Source organism: Kitasatospora sp. NPDC090091 (assembly GCF_044747365.1).
GTDB lineage: Bacteria > Actinomycetota > Actinomycetes > Streptomycetales > Streptomycetaceae > Kitasatospora.
This window is the reverse complement of sequence record NZ_JBIVDY010000011.1, coordinates 1-17,213: the sequence shown is the minus strand read 5'-3', so window position 1 is coordinate 17,213 and position 17,213 is coordinate 1. Positions and strand designations below refer to the sequence as shown.

Annotated in this window: 12 protein-coding genes and 1 riboswitch; of the genes, 9 read left to right on the top strand and 3 right to left on the bottom strand. The window is 73.4% G+C overall.

What is annotated here, in order from left to right:
• Nucleotides 1–74: 74 nt before the first annotated feature.
• Genes ACIPSC_RS20080 through ACIPSC_RS20070 form a run of 3 tightly spaced genes read right to left on the bottom strand, consistent with a single transcriptional unit; the run spans nt 75 to nt 3,707 of the window.
• The gene (locus tag ACIPSC_RS20080; RefSeq protein ID WP_400827217.1) at nt 75–2,441 is read right to left on the bottom strand and encodes an FtsX-like permease family protein; all 2,367 of its coding nucleotides are present in this window, start codon (nt 2,439–2,441) and stop codon (nt 75–77) included.
• 4 nt (nt 2,442–2,445) lie between these two features.
• On the bottom strand, nt 2,446–3,207 hold the full coding sequence (locus tag ACIPSC_RS20075) for an ABC transporter ATP-binding protein (RefSeq protein ID WP_400827215.1): 762 nt from the start codon (nt 3,205–3,207) through the stop codon (nt 2,446–2,448).
• Complete coding sequence (locus tag ACIPSC_RS20070) at nt 3,204–3,707, bottom strand: PadR family transcriptional regulator (RefSeq protein WP_238864452.1); 504 nt, start codon at nt 3,705–3,707, stop codon at nt 3,204–3,206. The genes ACIPSC_RS20075 and ACIPSC_RS20070 overlap by 4 nt, the downstream gene beginning before the upstream one ends.
• A 144-nt stretch (nt 3,708–3,851) precedes the next feature.
• On the opposite strand from ACIPSC_RS20070, the gene ACIPSC_RS20065 reads away from it, so the two are divergent.
• The 9 genes from ACIPSC_RS20065 to ACIPSC_RS20025 all read left to right on the top strand — a co-directional run bounded on the left by ACIPSC_RS20065 (nt 3,852) and on the right by ACIPSC_RS20025 (nt 16,763).
• Nucleotides 3,852–5,159 carry an ABC transporter substrate-binding protein gene (locus ACIPSC_RS20065; protein ID WP_400827213.1) on the top strand — a complete coding sequence of 436 codons (1,308 nt, stop codon included), beginning with the start codon at nt 3,852–3,854 and terminating at the stop codon, nt 5,157–5,159.
• 196 nt (nt 5,160–5,355) lie between these two features.
• Nucleotides 5,356–7,059, top strand: a complete 1,704-nt coding sequence (locus tag ACIPSC_RS20060) for an alpha-amylase family glycosyl hydrolase (protein WP_400827211.1) — start codon at nt 5,356–5,358, stop codon at nt 7,057–7,059.
• Between the two features lie 52 nt (nt 7,060–7,111).
• Nucleotides 7,112–8,440: an ABC transporter substrate-binding protein gene (locus ACIPSC_RS20055; protein WP_400827209.1), complete on the top strand. Its 1,329-nt coding sequence runs from the start codon at nt 7,112–7,114 to the stop codon at nt 8,438–8,440.
• Between the two features lie 6 nt (nt 8,441–8,446).
• Nucleotides 8,447–9,760, top strand: a complete 1,314-nt coding sequence (locus ACIPSC_RS20050) for a carbohydrate ABC transporter permease (RefSeq protein ID WP_400827208.1) — start codon at nt 8,447–8,449, stop codon at nt 9,758–9,760.
• Nucleotides 9,757–10,680, top strand: coding sequence for a carbohydrate ABC transporter permease (locus ACIPSC_RS20045; RefSeq protein ID WP_400827206.1), 924 nt, complete (start codon nt 9,757–9,759; stop codon nt 10,678–10,680). The genes ACIPSC_RS20050 and ACIPSC_RS20045 overlap by 4 nt, the downstream gene beginning before the upstream one ends.
• A gap of 225 nt (nt 10,681–10,905) precedes the next feature.
• Complete coding sequence (locus tag ACIPSC_RS20040; RefSeq protein WP_400827204.1) at nt 10,906–11,637, top strand: heparin lyase I family protein; 732 nt, start codon at nt 10,906–10,908, stop codon at nt 11,635–11,637.
• A 108-nt stretch (nt 11,638–11,745) separates the two neighbouring features.
• Entirely contained in the window at nt 11,746–14,064 is a 2,319-nt protein-coding gene (locus ACIPSC_RS20035) for an ATP-binding protein (protein WP_400827202.1), read from the top strand.
• A 282-nt stretch (nt 14,065–14,346) separates the two neighbouring features.
• A complete protein-coding gene (locus ACIPSC_RS20030) occupies nt 14,347–15,555 on the top strand; it encodes a GDSL-type esterase/lipase family protein (RefSeq protein WP_400827200.1) in 1,209 nt (402 codons plus the stop codon).
• 154 nt (nt 15,556–15,709) lie between these two features.
• Nucleotides 15,710–15,852: riboswitch (SAM riboswitch) on the top strand.
• A gap of 197 nt (nt 15,853–16,049) precedes the next feature.
• Nucleotides 16,050–16,763, top strand: a complete 714-nt coding sequence (locus ACIPSC_RS20025; RefSeq protein WP_400827198.1) for an IclR family transcriptional regulator — start codon at nt 16,050–16,052, stop codon at nt 16,761–16,763.
• Nucleotides 16,764–17,213: the final 450 nt, after the last annotated feature.

Here is a 17,213-nt window from a genome sequence, read left to right as displayed (position 1 = left end):
GATCGTCTCGTTCACGGGGCCCACCCTCTCATCCGCGCGGGCACGCCCGCGCCGGGGCGGCCGGACAGGGCCTCCTACCGCCCGGTGCCGTCCGGGGGACGGGTGGGCGGGGGGATGCGCCGCACCGGGAGTGCGCAGAGGGCGGCGGCCGCCGTGGCGCAGACGGCGGCCATGGCGAGGAGCGTCCAGGTGGAGGGGGCGCGGGCGATGCCCGCGCCGATGCCGCTCAGCTCGCCCTGCCGGTCGATGAGCCGGCGGACGAGCGGGACGGCGACGGCCGCGCCGACGGCGACGGCGACGAGGGCGATGGCCGTCCCCCGGACGGCGAGGACGACGGCGGACTGGCCCGGGGTCAGGCCGATCGCCCGGAGCAGGCCGAGGTCCCGGCGGCGTTCGTGGAACCCGGCGGTGGCCGTGGTGAGCAGGTCGACCAGGCCGATGAGGGAGAGCAGGAGCAGGAGGCCGACCACGCTGGCCCGCAGGGCGCCGGGCCGGGTGACCGGGCCGGTGGGGAGTCGGATCTCCGTCTGCCCGGCGAGGCCGGCGCGGGCGGGGAGGTCGCGTTGGACCTCTGCCGGGTCGTGGCCGGGGCGCAGGGTCAGCTGCCAGAAGTCGGGGTGGGTGGGGTCGCCGGGCCGGTCGAGGGTGTCGAAGCCGGTGGACAGGACGCGGCCGCCGTGTTCCGGTTCGAGGTTGCGTCCGACGATGTGCAGGATGCGCGGGGTGCTCCCGGTGGTGAGCCGCACCCACTGGCCGACCCGGGCGCCGAGCAGGTCGAGGGCGCCCTGTCCGGCGACGGCCTCGTCGGTGGCGCGGATCGCCCGGCCCTCGACGAGGGTGTACGGGTACGGGGCGTCGGTGGTGCCGACGGCGCGGAGGGTGAGCGTGGCGGACTGGCCGGGTGCGAGGGCCTGCAGCTCGGTGCCCGGATAGACGCCCTGCACGGCGGCGTCGGCGGCCAGGGCGCCGGCGAGCTGCGCGTCGCCGGGCGTCTGGTCGGGGGTGGTGCGGCGGGCGGTGACGGACGGGACGGTGGCGCCGCCGTCGGGCCGGGTGACGGCATCGAGGGTCGTCCAGGTGCTCAGGGCCAGGGTGGCGGCGACGACCGGGACGGTCAGCCGCAGGGCGCTTCCGACCAGGTCCGAGCGCCGGCGCAGGACGCTGCCGAGCCCGAGGGCGAGGGCCGGCGGCAGCCGTCGGAGCGGGCCGAGCCGGACCGGCCGGGCCGTCATGACGGGCGGGCGGGTGCCGTCGGTCGGGGGCACGGGCGCGACCCGGGCGGCCCGCAGGGCGGGCAGTGCGGCGGCGGCCCCGACGGCGAGGAGCGCGGCGGCGACCACGGCGCCGATGGTCGCCGTGCCGCCGGGGACGAGCCCGGGGAGCGCGTCGGTCCCGCCGCCGAGGGCCGGTACGGTGTGGACAGCGATCGCGGCCCCGCCGGCGCCGAGCAGCACTCCGGTGCCGGCCAGCAGGAGCTGTTCGGCGATGAACATCCAGGCGACCTGGCCGGCGGTGAAGCCGAGCGCCTTGAGCAGGGCGATGTCGCCGGTCCTGGCCCTGATCCGCCCGCCGGCCGCGCCGGCCACCGCGAGGGCGGCGGCGAGCAGTGCGGCGAGTCCGCTGAGGCCGAGCAGCAGGCCGGCCAGCCGGTTGTCCTGCTGCCGTGCGGCCCGCGCGTCGAGCCAGGTGGTGATCCGGGAGACCCGCTCGGCGCCGAGGACGCTGACCACCCGCTGGGCCGTGTACCCGGCGTCGGAGGGGTGGGCCAGCCGCAGGCCGAGGGTGAGTCCTCGGGCCGCCCGTTCCGGCTGCACGAGGTCGAGGGTGGCGGGAGGGGCCCAGCCGAGGTCGTAGCCGGCGGCCTGGCTGGGCAGCTGGTCGGGGCTGTCCGCGATGCCGAGGACCTGGAGGTCGACGGGGCCGCCGTGGGCGTCGAGGACGGTCAGGTGGTCCCCGGGGCGGGCCCAGGCGGCGTCGGCCGCGGACTGTTCGAGCACGATGCCGTGGATGTCGTCCGGATCGAGCCAGCGGCCGGAGCGCAGCAGCGGGCGGGCCGCGTCCGGGGTGTCGCCGCGCAGGACGAGTGTGGTGCGGCCGGGCGGGCCCGCGCCGGCGGCGCCGTCGGCGCGTCGGCCGACCAGGGTGGTTTCGGCGGTGTGCTGGGGCGGTGAGACGGCGAGCACGCCGGGTTCGGCGGCGAGCACGGCGGCCGAGGGCTCGTCGGCGCTGCCCCGGGCGGTCGCGGACGGGCGCAGGTCGATCCGGATGTCGGGGGATCCGGCGGCACGGAACTGCCGCTGCCACGGGTCGGCGGCGGCGCCGAGCAGGGTGCCGGCGAGCAGGAGGGCGGCGGCGGTACCGCCGGTGGCGAGGACGATCAGCAGGGCGTGGAGGCGGTGCGAGCGCAGGTCGGCACGGATCCAGCGGAGGACGGCGCGCACCGGCTCACCCGCCGAAGTCGATGACGTCGCGGACCCCGACGGCGCGCCGCGCGGCCGGGGGCTCCTCCACCCGGGCGTCGTCGGCGACCCGGCCGTCGAAGAGGCTGACGACGCGGTCGGCGGTGCTCGCCGCCCGGGCGTCGTGGGTGACCAGCACGATGGTGGTGCCCTCTTCGTGGTAGCGGCTGAGCAGGGCGAGGACGTCGCGGGTGCTGCGGCTGTCGAGGTTCCCGGTGGGCTCGTCGGCGAGGAGCAGCTGCGGCCGGTTGACCAGCGCGCGGGCCAGGGCGACCCGCTGGCGCTCACCGCCGGAGAGCTCGCCGGGCCCGGCGGCGGCCTTGTGGGCGAGGCCGAGGTCCTCCAGGAGTTCCTGGCGGCGTTCGCGGGCGGTGCGTCCGGACATGCCTGCGAGCACCGCGGTCAGCTCGATGTTGTCGGCGACGGAGAAGTCGGGCAGCAGGTTGCCGCTCTGGAAGACGATGCCGTACTGCCGGCGGCGCAGGCGGGCCCAGGCGGACTCGCGCAGGCGGTCCACCCGGCGTCCGTCGAGCCACAGCTCGCCCTCGTCGGGCCGCAGCAGGCCGGCGAGGAGGTGCAGCAGGGTGGACTTGCCGGCGCCCGAAGGGCCGGTGACGGCGACGAACTCGCCCCGGTCGATCCGCAGGCTGACGCCGCGGACCGCCGGTATCAGGGTCGAGCCGCTCAGGTGCGAGCGCACCACGCCGTCGGCGGCCAGCAGCGGTGGTATCGGCTCCGGGCCGGTCACGTGAGCTCCTCCTGGCAACGCTCCAGCCAGTCGAGGTCGGCCTGCAGGTGCAGGACGGCGCCCTCGATCAGCAGCAGCGAGGTCCGGTTGCCGCGCTCGGTGGCGGCCAGCTTGTTGAGTCCGCGCATCGTGTTGATGCAGTGCCGGCGCTGGTTGTTGATCAGCGTCAGCCGGTCGGCGAGGTCGGTGCCTTCGGCCAGGATGAGCTTCATGAAGAACTCGTCCCTGACCCGGGGCCCCTCGGTGGGCGCCTCGAACCAGCCGGCGAGTTCCTCGGTGCCCTTCTCCGTGATCTCGTAGACCTTCTTGTCCGGCCTGCCCTCCTGCGTCACCTCGGTGCCGCGGATCAGTCCGGACTTCTCCAGTCGGCTCAGGGTCACGTAGATCTGGCCGATGTTCGGCTGAGGGTACGCCGCGCCGAAGGTCTGCTCAAGCCCCTGCTTGAGCTCGTACCCGTAGGCGGGCTGCCGGGCCAGCAGCGCCAGCAGCTGATGGCGCACCGGGCGTCACCTCTTCCTTCTCGTTCCTGTTCGCTGGTTACACCTCGGTCACACAGTACGGGCAGACGCGCCCCCACCAGCAGGGAGGCCGTATAAAGGGACGTGCGTCGGCGCCCACCCGTGCCGGCGGACCGAAGGAGCTCCATGGACAACCGGCCGCCCACCGGGGCCGACCCGGGCCGCCGGCGCGTGACGCGCGCGCTGGTGGGCGGGGCGGCGGTGCTCGCGGCCGGGGGCGCGTCCGCCTGGTACGGCCTGGCCGGACGCGCGGCGGAGGCGGGCGACCCGGAGGGCGTCGGGCCGGTCACGCTGGCCACCGGCCGGGACACCACCCGCTACCTGCGCGGGCTGCTGGCCGACTGGAACGCCGAGCACCCGGACCAGCCCGCCGAGCTGGTCGAGCTGCCGGAGGCGGCGGACGAGGTGCACGCCCAGCTCGCCGGCGAGCTGTCGGCCGGCGGAAGCCGCTTCGACGTGCTCAATCTCGACGTGGTGTGGACGGCCGAGTTCGCGGCCAAGCGCTGGACCGTGCCGCTGGACGAGTCGGACTTCGCGCTGGACAGCTTCCTGCCACCGGTCGTGCGGACCGGCCGTTACGACGGGCGGCTGTACGCGGTGCCGTTCGTCGCCAACGCCGCCCTGCTGTACTACCGGAGCGACGTGCTGGCCGCCGCCGGTGAGCAGCCGCCCACCACCTGGGCGGAACTGGTGCGGCAGGCACGGACGCTGGCCCCCGCGCACGGGCTGTCCGGGTACGCCGGGCAGCTGAGCCCCTACGAGGGCCTCGCCGTCAACGCGCTGGAGGCCATCCGCTCGGCCGGAGGGGACCTGCTGGCCGGCGACGGAACCGTGGTGGTCGACAGCCCGCAGGCCCTGGCCGGACTGGAGTTCCTGGCCGGGGGCGTGCGCGACGGCTGGATCCCGCCCGAGGTGCTCGGCTACCAGGAGGAGGAGTCCCGCGCGGCCTTCGGCCGGGGCGGCCTGCTCTTCCTGCGGAACTGGCCGTACGTCTACCACGCGGTCGGCGCCGCCGGGTCCCCCGTGGAGGGGCGGTTCGGCGTGGTGCCGCTGCCCGGCCCGAACGGGCCCGGCAGCGGTGTGCTGGGCGGCTCGGGCCTGGCGGTCAGCCGGTTCTCCCGGCACCGGCGCACCGCCCGGGCGCTGATCGGCTACCTGACGAGCCGCCGGGCGCAGTACCGCGTGCTGACCGACGGCGGGCTGCCGCCGGTCTGGGCCGACCTCTACGCGGACCCGGACCTGACGGCCCGGTTCCCGTACCTGCCGGTGCTGCGCACGGCGATCCTGGCGGCCGGGGCGCGCCCCGGTGTGCCGCAGTACCAGCAGCTGAGCCTCGCGTTCAGCGAGACGGCGTTCGAGGTCGTGTCGGGCCGTCGGACCGCCGAGGCGGCGCTGCCCCGGCTGGCCGCGGACCTGCGCGCCATCGTCGGCTGAGCCGACGCCGACGACGACCGGGGGCGGTTCAGCCCCTGCTCCGCGAGGCCTCTACCCGCTAGTACCTAACGTGTATCTATCCATGATCGGGCATCTCATCTCGTAACTCCTGGGAAACGGCATCAAACAAGGGCTTAACAGTGCCCGCATCTGCCTGCTATACCTAACGCGAATGCATAACCGTTGGAGTAGCGAGATGCCCAACCCCACCCTCCCCGACGGCGACGCGGTCACCCTGCCGCGCGCTCGTTCGCACACCCCCACGACCACCGCCCCCGCCCGTGCCTGGTGGCGCGACGCCGTGATCTACCAGATCTACGTGCGCAGCTTCCGTGACACCGACGGCGACGGCGTCGGCGACCTCGCCGGCGTCCGCGAACAGCTGCACCACGTGCGGCAGCTGGGCGCCGACGGCGTCTGGCTCAACCCGTTCTACGTCTCACCCCAGCACGACCACGGCTACGACATCGCCGACCACTGCGCCGTCGACCCGGTCTACGGAGACCTCGCCGAGTTCGACCGCCTGGTGAAGGACTGCCGGCTGCTCGGCCTCAAGCTGGTCCTGGACGTCGTCCCCAACCACTGTTCGAGCGAGCATCCGTGGTTCCAGAAAGCGCTGGCGAACGGCCCCGGCAGCCCCGAGCGGGCGCGGTTCCACTTCGCCGACGGGCGCGGTGAGGCCGGGGAGCTGCCGCCCAACAACTGGCGGGCCATGTTCGGCGGCCCGGCGTGGACCAGGGCCACCGAGGCCGACGGCCGGGCCGGCCAGTGGTACCTCCACCTGTTCACCCCGGAGCAGCCCGACTTCAACTGGCGCAACCCGGACGTCGCCGCCCACTTCGAGGAGGTGCTGCGGTTCTGGCTCGACCGCGGCGTCGACGGCTTCCGGATCGACGTCGCGGCCGGGCTCTACAAGCACCCCGAGCTGCCGGACTCGCCCGACCCGGACGTGGACGAGCGCACCCGCGACTCGGTCAACCCGCTGGCCTGGAACCAGCCGGAGGTGCACGAGGTCTGGCGCCGGTGGCGCGCGATCTGCGAGGAGTACACGGTCCGCGACGGCCGGCAGCGGCTGCTGGTCGGCGAGGCGTCCGTGCCCACTCCGGCCGAACAGGCGCTGTACGTCCGCCCCGACGAGCTGCACCAGGCGTTCTTCTTCCACCTGCTGCACGCGCCGTGGGACCTCGCGCACTTCCACCGGGTCATCGACGACGCCGTGCGGGACATCACCGCCACCGGGTCGACGGTCACCTGGGTGCTCAACAACCACGACCAGGTCCGCACGCCGAGCCGGTTCGCGGGGGCGGACCCGGCCTCCGGCCCCGCCCGGGCCAAGGCCGCCGCCCTGCTGATGCTGGCCCTGCCCGGAGCCGCCTACATCTACCAGGGCGAGGAGTTCGGACTGCCCGAAGTCCTCGACCTGCCGGACGAGTTGATCACCGACCCGATCTTCCGCCGCACCGGCAGCCGGACCGGGATCCGCGACGGCTGCCGGATACCGCTGCCCTGGTCGGGCGCCGAGGCCCCGTTCGGTTTCAGCCCGCCGGACAGCCCGGCCGCGCCGTGGCTGCCGCAGCCGGCCTCGTTCGCCGCCCACACGGCCGAGCGGCAGCGGGCCGACGCCGGATCCGTGTACCACCTGTACCGCGCCGCCCTCCAGCTGCGCCGTGAACTCCCGCAGCTCGGCGAGGGCACGCTGCGGTGGCTGGAGACCCCGCCCGGCGTCCTCGCGTTCGTCCGGGGCGAGGGCCTGGTGTGCGCCGTCAACTTCGGCGACACCCCCGCGCCGGCCCCGGTCGTCGGACCGCCCCTGCTGGCCAGCAGCCCGTGCGAGGGCGGCGTCCTGCCGCCCGCCACCGCCGCCTGGTGGGTCAACACCACTGCTGTCAGCAGCATCTGACTATCCATCACATCGCGAAGCCCCCACCCGCCTCACGGAAGAAGACTCGACGATGAGACTCCGCAACGCTCTTCCCACCCTGACCGCCTCCGTCGTCCTGGCCGCCACCGCCACCGCCTGCGGCAGCGGGGGAGCCGGCACCGCCGCCGACTCCGCCGGCCAGGAACTCAAGGGACAGACCCTGACCGTCGCCGCCGTGTGGAGCGGTACCGAGCAGGCGAACTTCAAGAAGGTGCTGGACGCCTTCACCGCGAAGACCGGTGCCACCGTCAGCTACACCTCCACCGGCGACAACCTCTCCACCGTGGTCGGCAGCAAGATCGAGGGCGGCGACCCGATGGACGTGGTCATGGTCGCGCAGCCCGGCGTGATCAAGCAGTTCGCCGAAAAGGGCTGGCTGGCGCCGCTCTCGCCCGCCGTCACCGACGCCGCCAAGAGGGACTACGCCAGCGTCTGGTCCAGCCTCGGCACCGTCGACGGCACCCAGTACGGCCTCTACTTCAAGGCCGCCGACAAGTCGACCGTCTGGTACAGCCCCACCGCCTTCCAGAACGCCGGCGTCCAGCCCCCGGCCACCTTCGACGACCTGCTGAAGGCCGGCCGGACGCTCTCCGACTCCGGTACCCCGGCCTTCTCGGTCGGCGGCCAGGCCGGCTGGACCCTCACCGACTGGTTCGAGAACGTCTACCTCTCCCAGGCCGGACCCGAGCTCTACGACAAGCTCACCCGGCACGAGATCCCGTGGACCCACCCGTCGGTCCTCAAGGCCCTGACCACCCTCGGCAAGGTCTTCGGCGACAAGCAACTCGTCGCCGGCGGCGGGCAGGGCGCCCTGCAGACCGACTTCCCGACCTCCGTCCAGGACGTCTTCGGCGCACAACCCAAGGCCGCCATGACCCACGAGGGCGACTTCGTCGGCGGTGTCATCGCCTCCGAGCTGAAGAAGCAGGTCGGCACCGACGCCAAGGTGTTCCCCTTCCCCGCCGTGGACGGCGGCAAGGCCCCGGTGATGGGCGCGGGCGACGCGGCGGTCGTCCTCAAGGGAGCCAAGCACCCCGAGGCCGCGCAGAAGTTCGTCGAGTTCCTGGCCGGTCCGGAAGCGGCGACCGTCTGGGCCAAGGCCGGCGGCTTCATCTCGCCCAACAAGGCCGTCGACCCCTCGGTCTACCCCGACGACACCACCCGGCAGTTCGCCAAGTCGGTGATCGACGCCGGCGACAGCTTCCGCTTCGACATGTCGGACCAGGCCCCCGCCGCGTTCGGCGGCACCGCGGGCCAGGGCGAGTGGAAGGACCTCCAGGACTTCCTCGCCAACCCCTCCGACGTCCAGGGCGCCGCGGCCCGGCTCGAAGCCGACGCCGCCAAGGCCTACAAGGGCTGATCCACCATGTCCCTGCGCTCACCCCGCAGCGGCCGGGCATCCGGTGGCGCCCTCCGGCGCCACCGGGGCCTCGCCCTGCTCTTCGTCCTGCCCGCCCTGCTGCTGCTCGGCGCCCTCGTCGTCTACCCCATCGGCTACTCGGTGGCACGTAGCCTCTTCGACGCCTCCGGCCACCGCTTCGTCGGACTCGACAACTACGGCACCGCCTTCACCGACCACGCCACCCTCACCGCCGTGCGCAACAACGCGATCTGGGTCGCCGTCGCCCCGGCCCTGGTGACCGCCGTCGGCCTGGTGTTCGCGGTGCTCACCGAGAAGATCCGCTGGGCCACCGCATTCAAGCTGCTCGTCTTCATGCCGATGGCGATCTCCTTCCTCGCCGCCGGGATCATCTTCCGAACGGTGTACGACGCGGACCCGCACCGCGGCGTGCTCAACGCCGCCGCGGTCGCCGTCCACGACACCTTCAGCGACCGCCCGACCTACCCGGGTGCCCACCCGCGCCCCGGCGGCGGCCTCGACCAGGCCCGGGGCGGCGACGTCACGGCGCCCACCACCACGCGCGTGGTACTGCTGCCGCTGGTCGGCGTGCAGCCCGGCGCGCTCCCGGCCACCGCCCGGACGGCCCGGGAGCCGGCCGGCGGCGACGGGGTCAGCGGCACGGTGTTCCTGGACTTCGTCCCGGGCGGCGGCGGCGAGCCCGGCCGACCGGACGCCGGGAAGAAGGGCCTGCCCGGCGTCACCGTCCAACTCCGGGACGGCGGACGGACGGTCGACACCACCACCACCGCCGGCGACGGCACCTTCCGGTTCGGTGCGGCCCCGTCCGCCACCACCTCGGTGGTCATGCCGGCCGCGAACTTCGCCGCCCCCTACCGCGGCGTCGACTGGCTCGGCCCGGCGTTCATCACCCCGGCCGTCATCGGCGCCTACATCTGGATCTGGGCCGGCTTCGCCATGGTCATCATCGCCGGGGGCCTCGCCAACCTGCCCCGCGAGACCATCGAGGCGGCCAGGATCGACGGCGCCGGCGAATGGCAGATCCTCCGCCGCATCACGGTGCCCCAACTCGCCCCGGTCCTCGGCGTCGTGTTCATCACGATGGTCATCAACGTGATGAAGATCTTCGACCTCGTGTACATCATCGCGCCCGGACCGGTGCAGCAGGACGCGAGCGTGCTCGCGCTCCGGCTCTACCTGGTCTCCTTCGGCGGCGGCAACGACCAGGGCCTCGGCAGTGCACTCAGCGTCCTGCTGCTGCTCCTCGTCGTCCCGGTGATGCTCCTCAACGTCCGACGCTTCCGAGGGAGCCGCGCATGACCACCACCCGGACGGCCCCGTCCGCCCCCACCACCACCGTGCCCGCACCGGTGCCCGCCGGCCGGCCCGCCCTGCCGCTCACGACCCGGCTCGCCGCCCTCACCCGAAGCGGCCTCGTCCAGGCCGTGCTGATCGTGGCCGCCGTCGCCTGGCTGGTGCCGACCGTCGGCCTGCTGGTCTCCTCGCTGCGCCCCAAGCAGGTCGCCGCCACCGGAGGCTGGTGGACGGCACTGACCGAGCCCGCCCAGCTCACCCTGCAGAACTACACCGCGCTGCTCGGCGGCGGCGACGTCCCCAAGGCGTTGTGGAACACCGTGCTCATCAGCGTCCCGGCGACCCTGCTGACCGTCGCCCTCGCCGCGGGCGCCGGCTACGCCTTCGCCTGGATGCGCTTCCCGGGCCGGGACGCCGTCTTCCTCGGCGTGGTCGGGCTGCTGGTCGTCCCCGTCCAGGTCGGGCTCATCCCGGTCGCCAAACTGGAGGGTGCCGTCGGGCTGTTCGGCACGATCCCCGGCGTCGTGCTGTTCCACGTCGGCTACGGGCTGCCGTTCGCCGTGTTCCTGATGCGCAACCACTTCCTGGAGATTCCCGCCGAACTCCTGGAGGCGGCACGGATGGACGGCTGCGGGGAGTGGCGGATCTTCCGCGCCCTCGCCCTGCCGCTCGCCGCACCGGCCGTCGCCTCGCTCTGCATCTTCCAGTTCCTCTGGGTCTGGAACGACATGCTGGTCGCGCTGATCTTCGCGGGCAACGACTCGCAGCCGCTGACCGTCTACCTGCAGTCCCAGATGCGGCAGTTCGGCAGCAACATGGACATCCTCGCGCCCGGAGCGTTCCTGTCCCTGCTGGTCCCCGTGGGGGTGTTCCTCTGCTTCCAGCGGTTCTTCATCCAGGGAGCGATGGCCGGATCCGTGAAGTGAGACCGGCGGGGGCGGCAACGCCGGACGCCCCCCGGCCGGGACGGCTCACCGCCGCCCCGGCCGACGTGCGGACGGTCGCGGGCGGGCCGGTGGAGGTGCCCGAAAGTGCAGTTGTCGGGCAGGCTGCTTGGCCCGGTGCTTCGGCGAGTGGTCGAATCGTTCCGTGCGTCCGGGCCGGTCGGCCCGGACGGCGTCCGTTCCGGCACTCATACACCCGGGAGAGGCATGTCCCTGCTGTCCGACCACCGCAAGACCGTTGTCGGCGTCGTGGCCCTCACCACGCTCGCGATCTCCTGCGGCTGGGCCACCGCCGGCAGCTCCGCCGCCGCGGCGGGCAAGGTCCTGTGGACCCCGAGCACCGGCAAGGGACCGTCCTCCTTCGCCGCCGTGCAGTGCGCGCCGGGCGGCTTCGGCGTCGTCAAGGACCCCGCCAAGGGCAGTGTGTGGCGGGCGTTCCAGGCCGCGGGCGAGGAGCGCTGCGAGACGCTGGGCCCCGATCTGAAGCAGGGCGACACGTTCTACCTCGGCTGGTCGTCCAAGGTGGACATCAAGGACACGAACAGCCGCTACGTCTTCCAGCTCAAGTGCTCGCCGAGCACCGACACGGCGAACCACCCGATCGAGATCGACGCGACCACCGGGCGCATCCGCCTCCAGGAATGGGACACCGACCACGTCGCGCACACGCTGTGGACCGCGCCGACCGCCAACAATCAGTGGCACTCCTACGCGCTGAAGATCCGCCTGGGCCGCACCGACGGCACCATCGACTTCTGGTTCGACGGCGTGAAGCAGACCTTCACCACCGGCTCCGGCACCTTCAAGGGCACCACCTGGGACGGCGACCGCAACTACCTCAAGTGGGGCTCGTACCACCCCTCCTCGGGGGACGCGACCAACACCTTCACCAGCCCGGTCATGGCGACCACCCTGGAGGCGGCCACCGCCGGCTCGTGAGGCGCAGGGGGCCCGACGGACCGGCTGGGGGCGGCTCCGGCCCCGGTTCCGGCCGGGCCACTGCCACGGACGGTGGCGCGCCCGGGCCACGACGCGCTGTCATGAACCATGCATCTCACCCGACCTGGGGAACAGGCCATCCCCGCAGAGACCAACAGCCTCGTCGGACGGAGCCGTGAACTCGCCCGGGCCCGCCGCTTACTCACCCGGTCACGGCTGGTCACCGTCACCGGGCCGGCCGGGATCGGCAAGACCCGACTCGCCCTGCGCACCGCCCGCGACCTGCAACCCGCCTTCCCGGACGGCACCAGCCTGATCGACCTCGCCCTCCTCCAGGACGGCGACCGGCTCGCCCAGACCCTCGGCCTCGCCCTCGGCGTCGACCACGACGCGACGACCCCCGACCCGCTCACGCCGCTCGTCCACCACCTCGCCGACCGGCGGCTGCTCCTGGTCCTCGACAACTGCGAACACCTCACGGAGCAGTGCGCACCACTGATCCACACGCTGCTCACCGCGGCCCCCGGCCTGCGGATCCTCGCCACCAGCCGCCACCGGCTCGGCGTCTACGGCGAGCACATCCTCGACCTCCCGCCCCTGGCCACCCCCGACGCCGACCACCTCCCGCGGCCCGACGCCCTGACCCGCTACGCCGCGGTCCGGCTCTTCGTCCAGCGAGCGCGGGCCGTCCTCGGCGGATTCCCGCACGGCGAGGACGAGTGGACCGCCGCCGGCCACATCTGCGCCCGCCTCGACGGCATCCCGCTGGCCATCGAACTGGCGGCGTCCTGGATGCGCGTCCTCCCGGTCCGGCAGATCCTGGACCGGCTCGACGCCTGCCCGCACCTGCCCACGCCGACCGGCGGTGCCGTGCCGGAGCGGCACCGCACCCTCCACGCGGCGATCGACTCCAGCCACCACCTCTGCACGCCCCGCGAACGACACCTGTGGACCGCCCTGTCCGTCTTCCACGGCGGCTTCGACCTCGCTGCGGCCGAGGCGGTCTGCCACAGCGAGGACCTGCCGCGCCACGCGGTGCTCCGCACGCTCGCCGCGCTCATGGACAAGTCCGTCCTGATCCGCGAACAGCACTCCGGGGAGCCCCGCTACCGGATGCTGGAGACGCTCCGCCACTACGGCCTCGCCCGGCTGCGTGAGCAAGGACGCGAGGCGGACACCCGGCGGCGCCACCGCGACCACTACCGCGACCTCGCCGCCCGCGCCGAAGCCGACTGGTTCAGCCCCCGGCAGAGCGCCTGGTTCGCCCGCCTGCGCCAGGACCACGCCAACATCCGCTCCGCCGTCGAGTTCGGCCTCACCTCACCCACCGAGGCCCAGGGCGCGCTCGAACTCGTCGCCGCCCTCTGGAGCCACCGGTTCGGACACGGCTGCCTGGAGGAGGAACGGCACTGGCTCGACCGCACCCTCCTGCTCGGCACCACGCCGACCCCCGCCAGGGCCAAGGCCCTCTGGGCCGACGGCTGGCTCGCCCTCCTGCGCGGCGACGCCCCGACCGCCGCCGCACGCCTCGCCGAGTGCCGGGCCATCGCCGACCGCTTCGACCACGGCCCCACCCACGCCCTCGCCGACCAGCTCGCCGGCCTGAGCGCGCTGTTCCGGGACGACTTCACCCAGGCCATCGAGCTCCTGCACCGCGCCCTCGACCACCACACCGCGACGGACGACCCGGGAGCGCAGTGGACCACCCTGTTCCTACTGGCCGTCGCCTGCACCCTGGCCGCGGACCCCCGCGCCCGCCACTACGCGGACCGGGGCCTGGCGCTCTGCGACGCCCACGACGCCCAATGGTCCCGCCGCTACGCCCTGTGGGTCATCGGACTTCAGCGCTGGCTCGTGGCCGACCTCGACGGCGCCCGCGCGGCCCTGAAGGACGCCCTGCGGGTGGAGGAACCCGGACACAACCTCTTCGCCACGGCCCAGACCCTGGAGGTTCTCGCCTGGACCGCCGCGCAGGCCGGCTCGTCCGGCGAGGGTGCCGTCCTGCTGGGAGCCGCCCGCGCGGTGTGGGAGCGGATCGGCGTCGTGCCCCCCGCGCTCGGCCGCCTCCTGAACCACCGCGACGCCTGCCGCACCCTCCTGCGCCGTCACCTCGCCGAGGACGAGCTGACGGGGGCCGAGAGAACCGGCGCCGAGATGTCCCTGGCACAGGCCGTCGCCTTCGCCCTCGACTGGGAACCGACGCCGCCCGCCGAGGCCGCGCCCGGCCGCTCGCCCCTGACCGCCCGGGAACAGCAGGTCGTCGACCTCCTGGTCGAGGGTCTGACGGACAAGCAGATCGCCGCCCGCCTGGTCCTGTCCCCGCGCACCGTCGAGGGCCACGTCCAGCGCGTCATGACCAAGCTCCACGTCAGCTCCCGGCTCCAGATCGCGACCTGGGCCTTCGGTCTTCGAGCCGCGCCCCACTGAACCCCCGGCTCCCTGCGCCACGTCCCGGCGCCGCGGCCCATCGGTCCGACCGGTCACGTGGTTGTACGTGACCGGTCGGGCGGGGGCGAGCAGGTGATTCCACGCTGTCGCGCACCGGCCCACGGCCCCGAAGCTTGCTGCGACACGCCGGCCCACGACCCGAGCCCAGCCCCCACGTGCGTCCCGCACAACAGTGCGCAGCACGCCCAGCGGGCCGGTGGAGTCACCCCCACCCTCACCCCGGGACCACCCCAGTGCCCGGGACACACCTCTGGAGCCGCTGTGCACGCGCGCCGCCGCACCTCCCGCCTCCTCGCGCCACTGACCGTGGCCGCGCTGGCCCTGCCACTGGCCCTCGCCGCCACCCCGGCACGGGCCGCCGACAGCCCCACCGCGGGCAGTCCCGCTGCTGTGGGTCCCGCCGCCGTGGGTTCCACGGCCGCCAACCCCACGGCCGCCGTCGCCATGGGCGACAGCTACATCTCCGGCGAAGCCGGCCGCTGGAAGGGGAACAGCCTCACCACCTCCACCAGCCGCGCCGGGACCGACCGGGCCTGGACCGGCAGCTCCTACGACCCGTCCCGGGTCTACGGGACCAGCGCCGGTAACGGCTGCGACCGCTCGGACGTCGCCGAGATCCGCAGCGCCCCCACCACCGCGCAGTACCAGATCAACCTGGCCTGCTCGGGCGCCACCTCCGTCAACATCCCCCGCGCCGCCAACGGCGGACAGTCCTACAAGGGCGAGTCCCCGCAGGCCGACCAGCTCGCCCAGGTCGCCCGCACCTACAACGTCAAGCTCATCTCCCTCTCGATCGGCGGCAACGACCTCGGCTTCGCCGACGTCATCGTCTCCTGCGTCGAGGACTACGAGATCTGGAACTCCTACTGCCACGACGACCAGCAGGAGGCCGTCGACTCCCGGATGGCCGAGGCCATGGCCGGCGTCGGCAGGTCCATCGACGAGATCCGTGCCGTCATGGCCCAGGCGGGCCAGACCGCCGACAGCTACCGGATCGTCCTCCAGTCGTACCCGTCCCCGATTCCGCGCAGCTCCGAGAACCGCTACCCCGAGAGCGGCTGGAGCCGGACCAGCACCGGCGGCTGCCCGTTCTGGAACCAGGACGCCGACTGGGCACGGGACCGCCTCGTCCCCCAGATCTCCGACCAGCTCGCGCGGGTCGCCGCCGCAAAGGGTGTGCAGTTCCTCGACCTCCGCGACATGCTCCAGGGCCGTGAGGTCTGCTCCACCGCCACCCGCCTGGCCACCCCCAGCAGCGCGCCCACCGCGACCGGGAGCGAGTGGGCCCGCTTCCTCGACTTCGGCACCACCGTGCAGGGCACCATCGAGGAGTCCTTCCACCCCAACTACTACGGCCAGCAGGCCCTCGGGCGCTGCCTGACCCTGCTGGACGCCAAGGGGAGCGGCAACTGGTCCTGCCGCAACACCGCCGGCCGCGACTCCACCGGCATGTACCTCACCGCCCGGTAGCGACCGCCCGGTAGCGACCGTCCGGTAGCCGGCTCGACGGCCGGCTCCGCGACGGGCCGCTCCTCCCGGCCCCACCCGGGAGGAGCGGCCATCACCGGTGAGCGGCGACAGGCCCTTTGGCGGGTTGCCCGGGGAATCTTGTATGGTGCTTGGCGAATCATCCAGAGGGGTGGAGGGACCGGCCCTACGAAGCCCCGGCAACTCCCCGTTCGACTCGGCGTCCGAAGTACGCGCCGCGCCGTCCGGGACCAGTGCCAACTCCGGCCTGCCGCCAATGTGGCGCGGGAAAGATGAGGAGACACGGTGCTCTCTGTGCTGTCCTTCGTCCGGGCGCTTCCGGCCCCGGCCCTTCCGCGTACCCGTCTCGTGCCCGGCGCAGGCAATCGGCCGAATTCTCCGGCCTGCCCTCGCTGACCACCCCCCGCTCCCCGCGGGGAGCGTCCGCGAGCGAAGCCCTGCAGCGGCTCGCGGGATCTGAGACGGAGTACCCATCCATGGAGAACACGAGCGGCGTCGGCGTGCTCGACAAGGTCACCTCGATCCTCGGCACCCTGGAGGCCGGTCCCGCCACCCTGGCCGGACTCGTCACCGCCACCGGCCTGGCGCGCCCCACCGCCCACCGGCTCGCCGTCGCACTCGAACAGCACCGGCTGGTCGCGCGGGACATGCAGGGCCGGTTCATGCTCGGCCCCCGGCTCACCGAGCTCTCGGCGGCCGCCGGCGAGGACCGCCTGTTGGCGGCGGCCGGACCGGTCCTCACCCACCTGCGCGACGTCACCGGCGAGAGCGCCCAGCTCTACCGCCGGCAGGGCGAGATCCGGATCTGCGTGGCCGCCGTCGAGCGCCTCTCCGGGCTGCGCGACACCGTTCCGGTGGGAGTCACCCTCCCCATGAAGGTCGGCTCCGCAGCCCAGATCCTGCTCGCCTGGGAGGAGCCCGAGCGACTCCACCGCGGACTCCAGGGCGCCCGCTTCACCGCCACCGCCCTCAGCGGCGTACGGCGCCGCGGCTGGGCCCAGTCCATCGGTGAACGCGAGCTCGGGGTCGCCTCCGTCTCCGCGCCCGTCCGCGGCCCGTCGAACCGGGTCGTGGCCGCCGTCTCGGTCTCCGGCCCGATCGAACGGCTCACCCGCCACCCCGGCGCTCACCTCTCCCACTCCGTCGTCGAGGCGGCCGCCCACCTCACCGAAGCGCTGCGCCACTCCTGACCGGTTCGCACCTTCGTCTTCGTCGTGACGGGCTCCCTGCCGAGCGGTGGGACAGGCAATTTGTTTCCTGCGCTGAGCAGGAGTAATCTCGCCCAGTCGCTCGGCAGGGAGCACCGGACACGCATCGGCGCGGACGGTCCCGGGGCGGCCGATCCCTTGAAACACCACTCGTTCCCTTCCTGGGCAGGGTTGCGTCTGTCGCGCTCCTGTTCGGATCAGGGTCTATTCGGTGTGTGCGTTTATCGGGATTGTGGCCGGATTCGCTTTTCGGAGCGGAGGTCGGCTAGAGTTTGAAACGTCGGACGGGGCGAACAGCCGCAGAAGACACAGGCGAGTTGGATGAAGGAAGCCCCGGAAACGGAGCGGAAATCGTCTGATAAGCTGGAAACACGAAAGAACGAAGCGCCCGGAGGGCCGGTGTGAAAGCCGCCTGAAGGAAGTGTCCGTTCC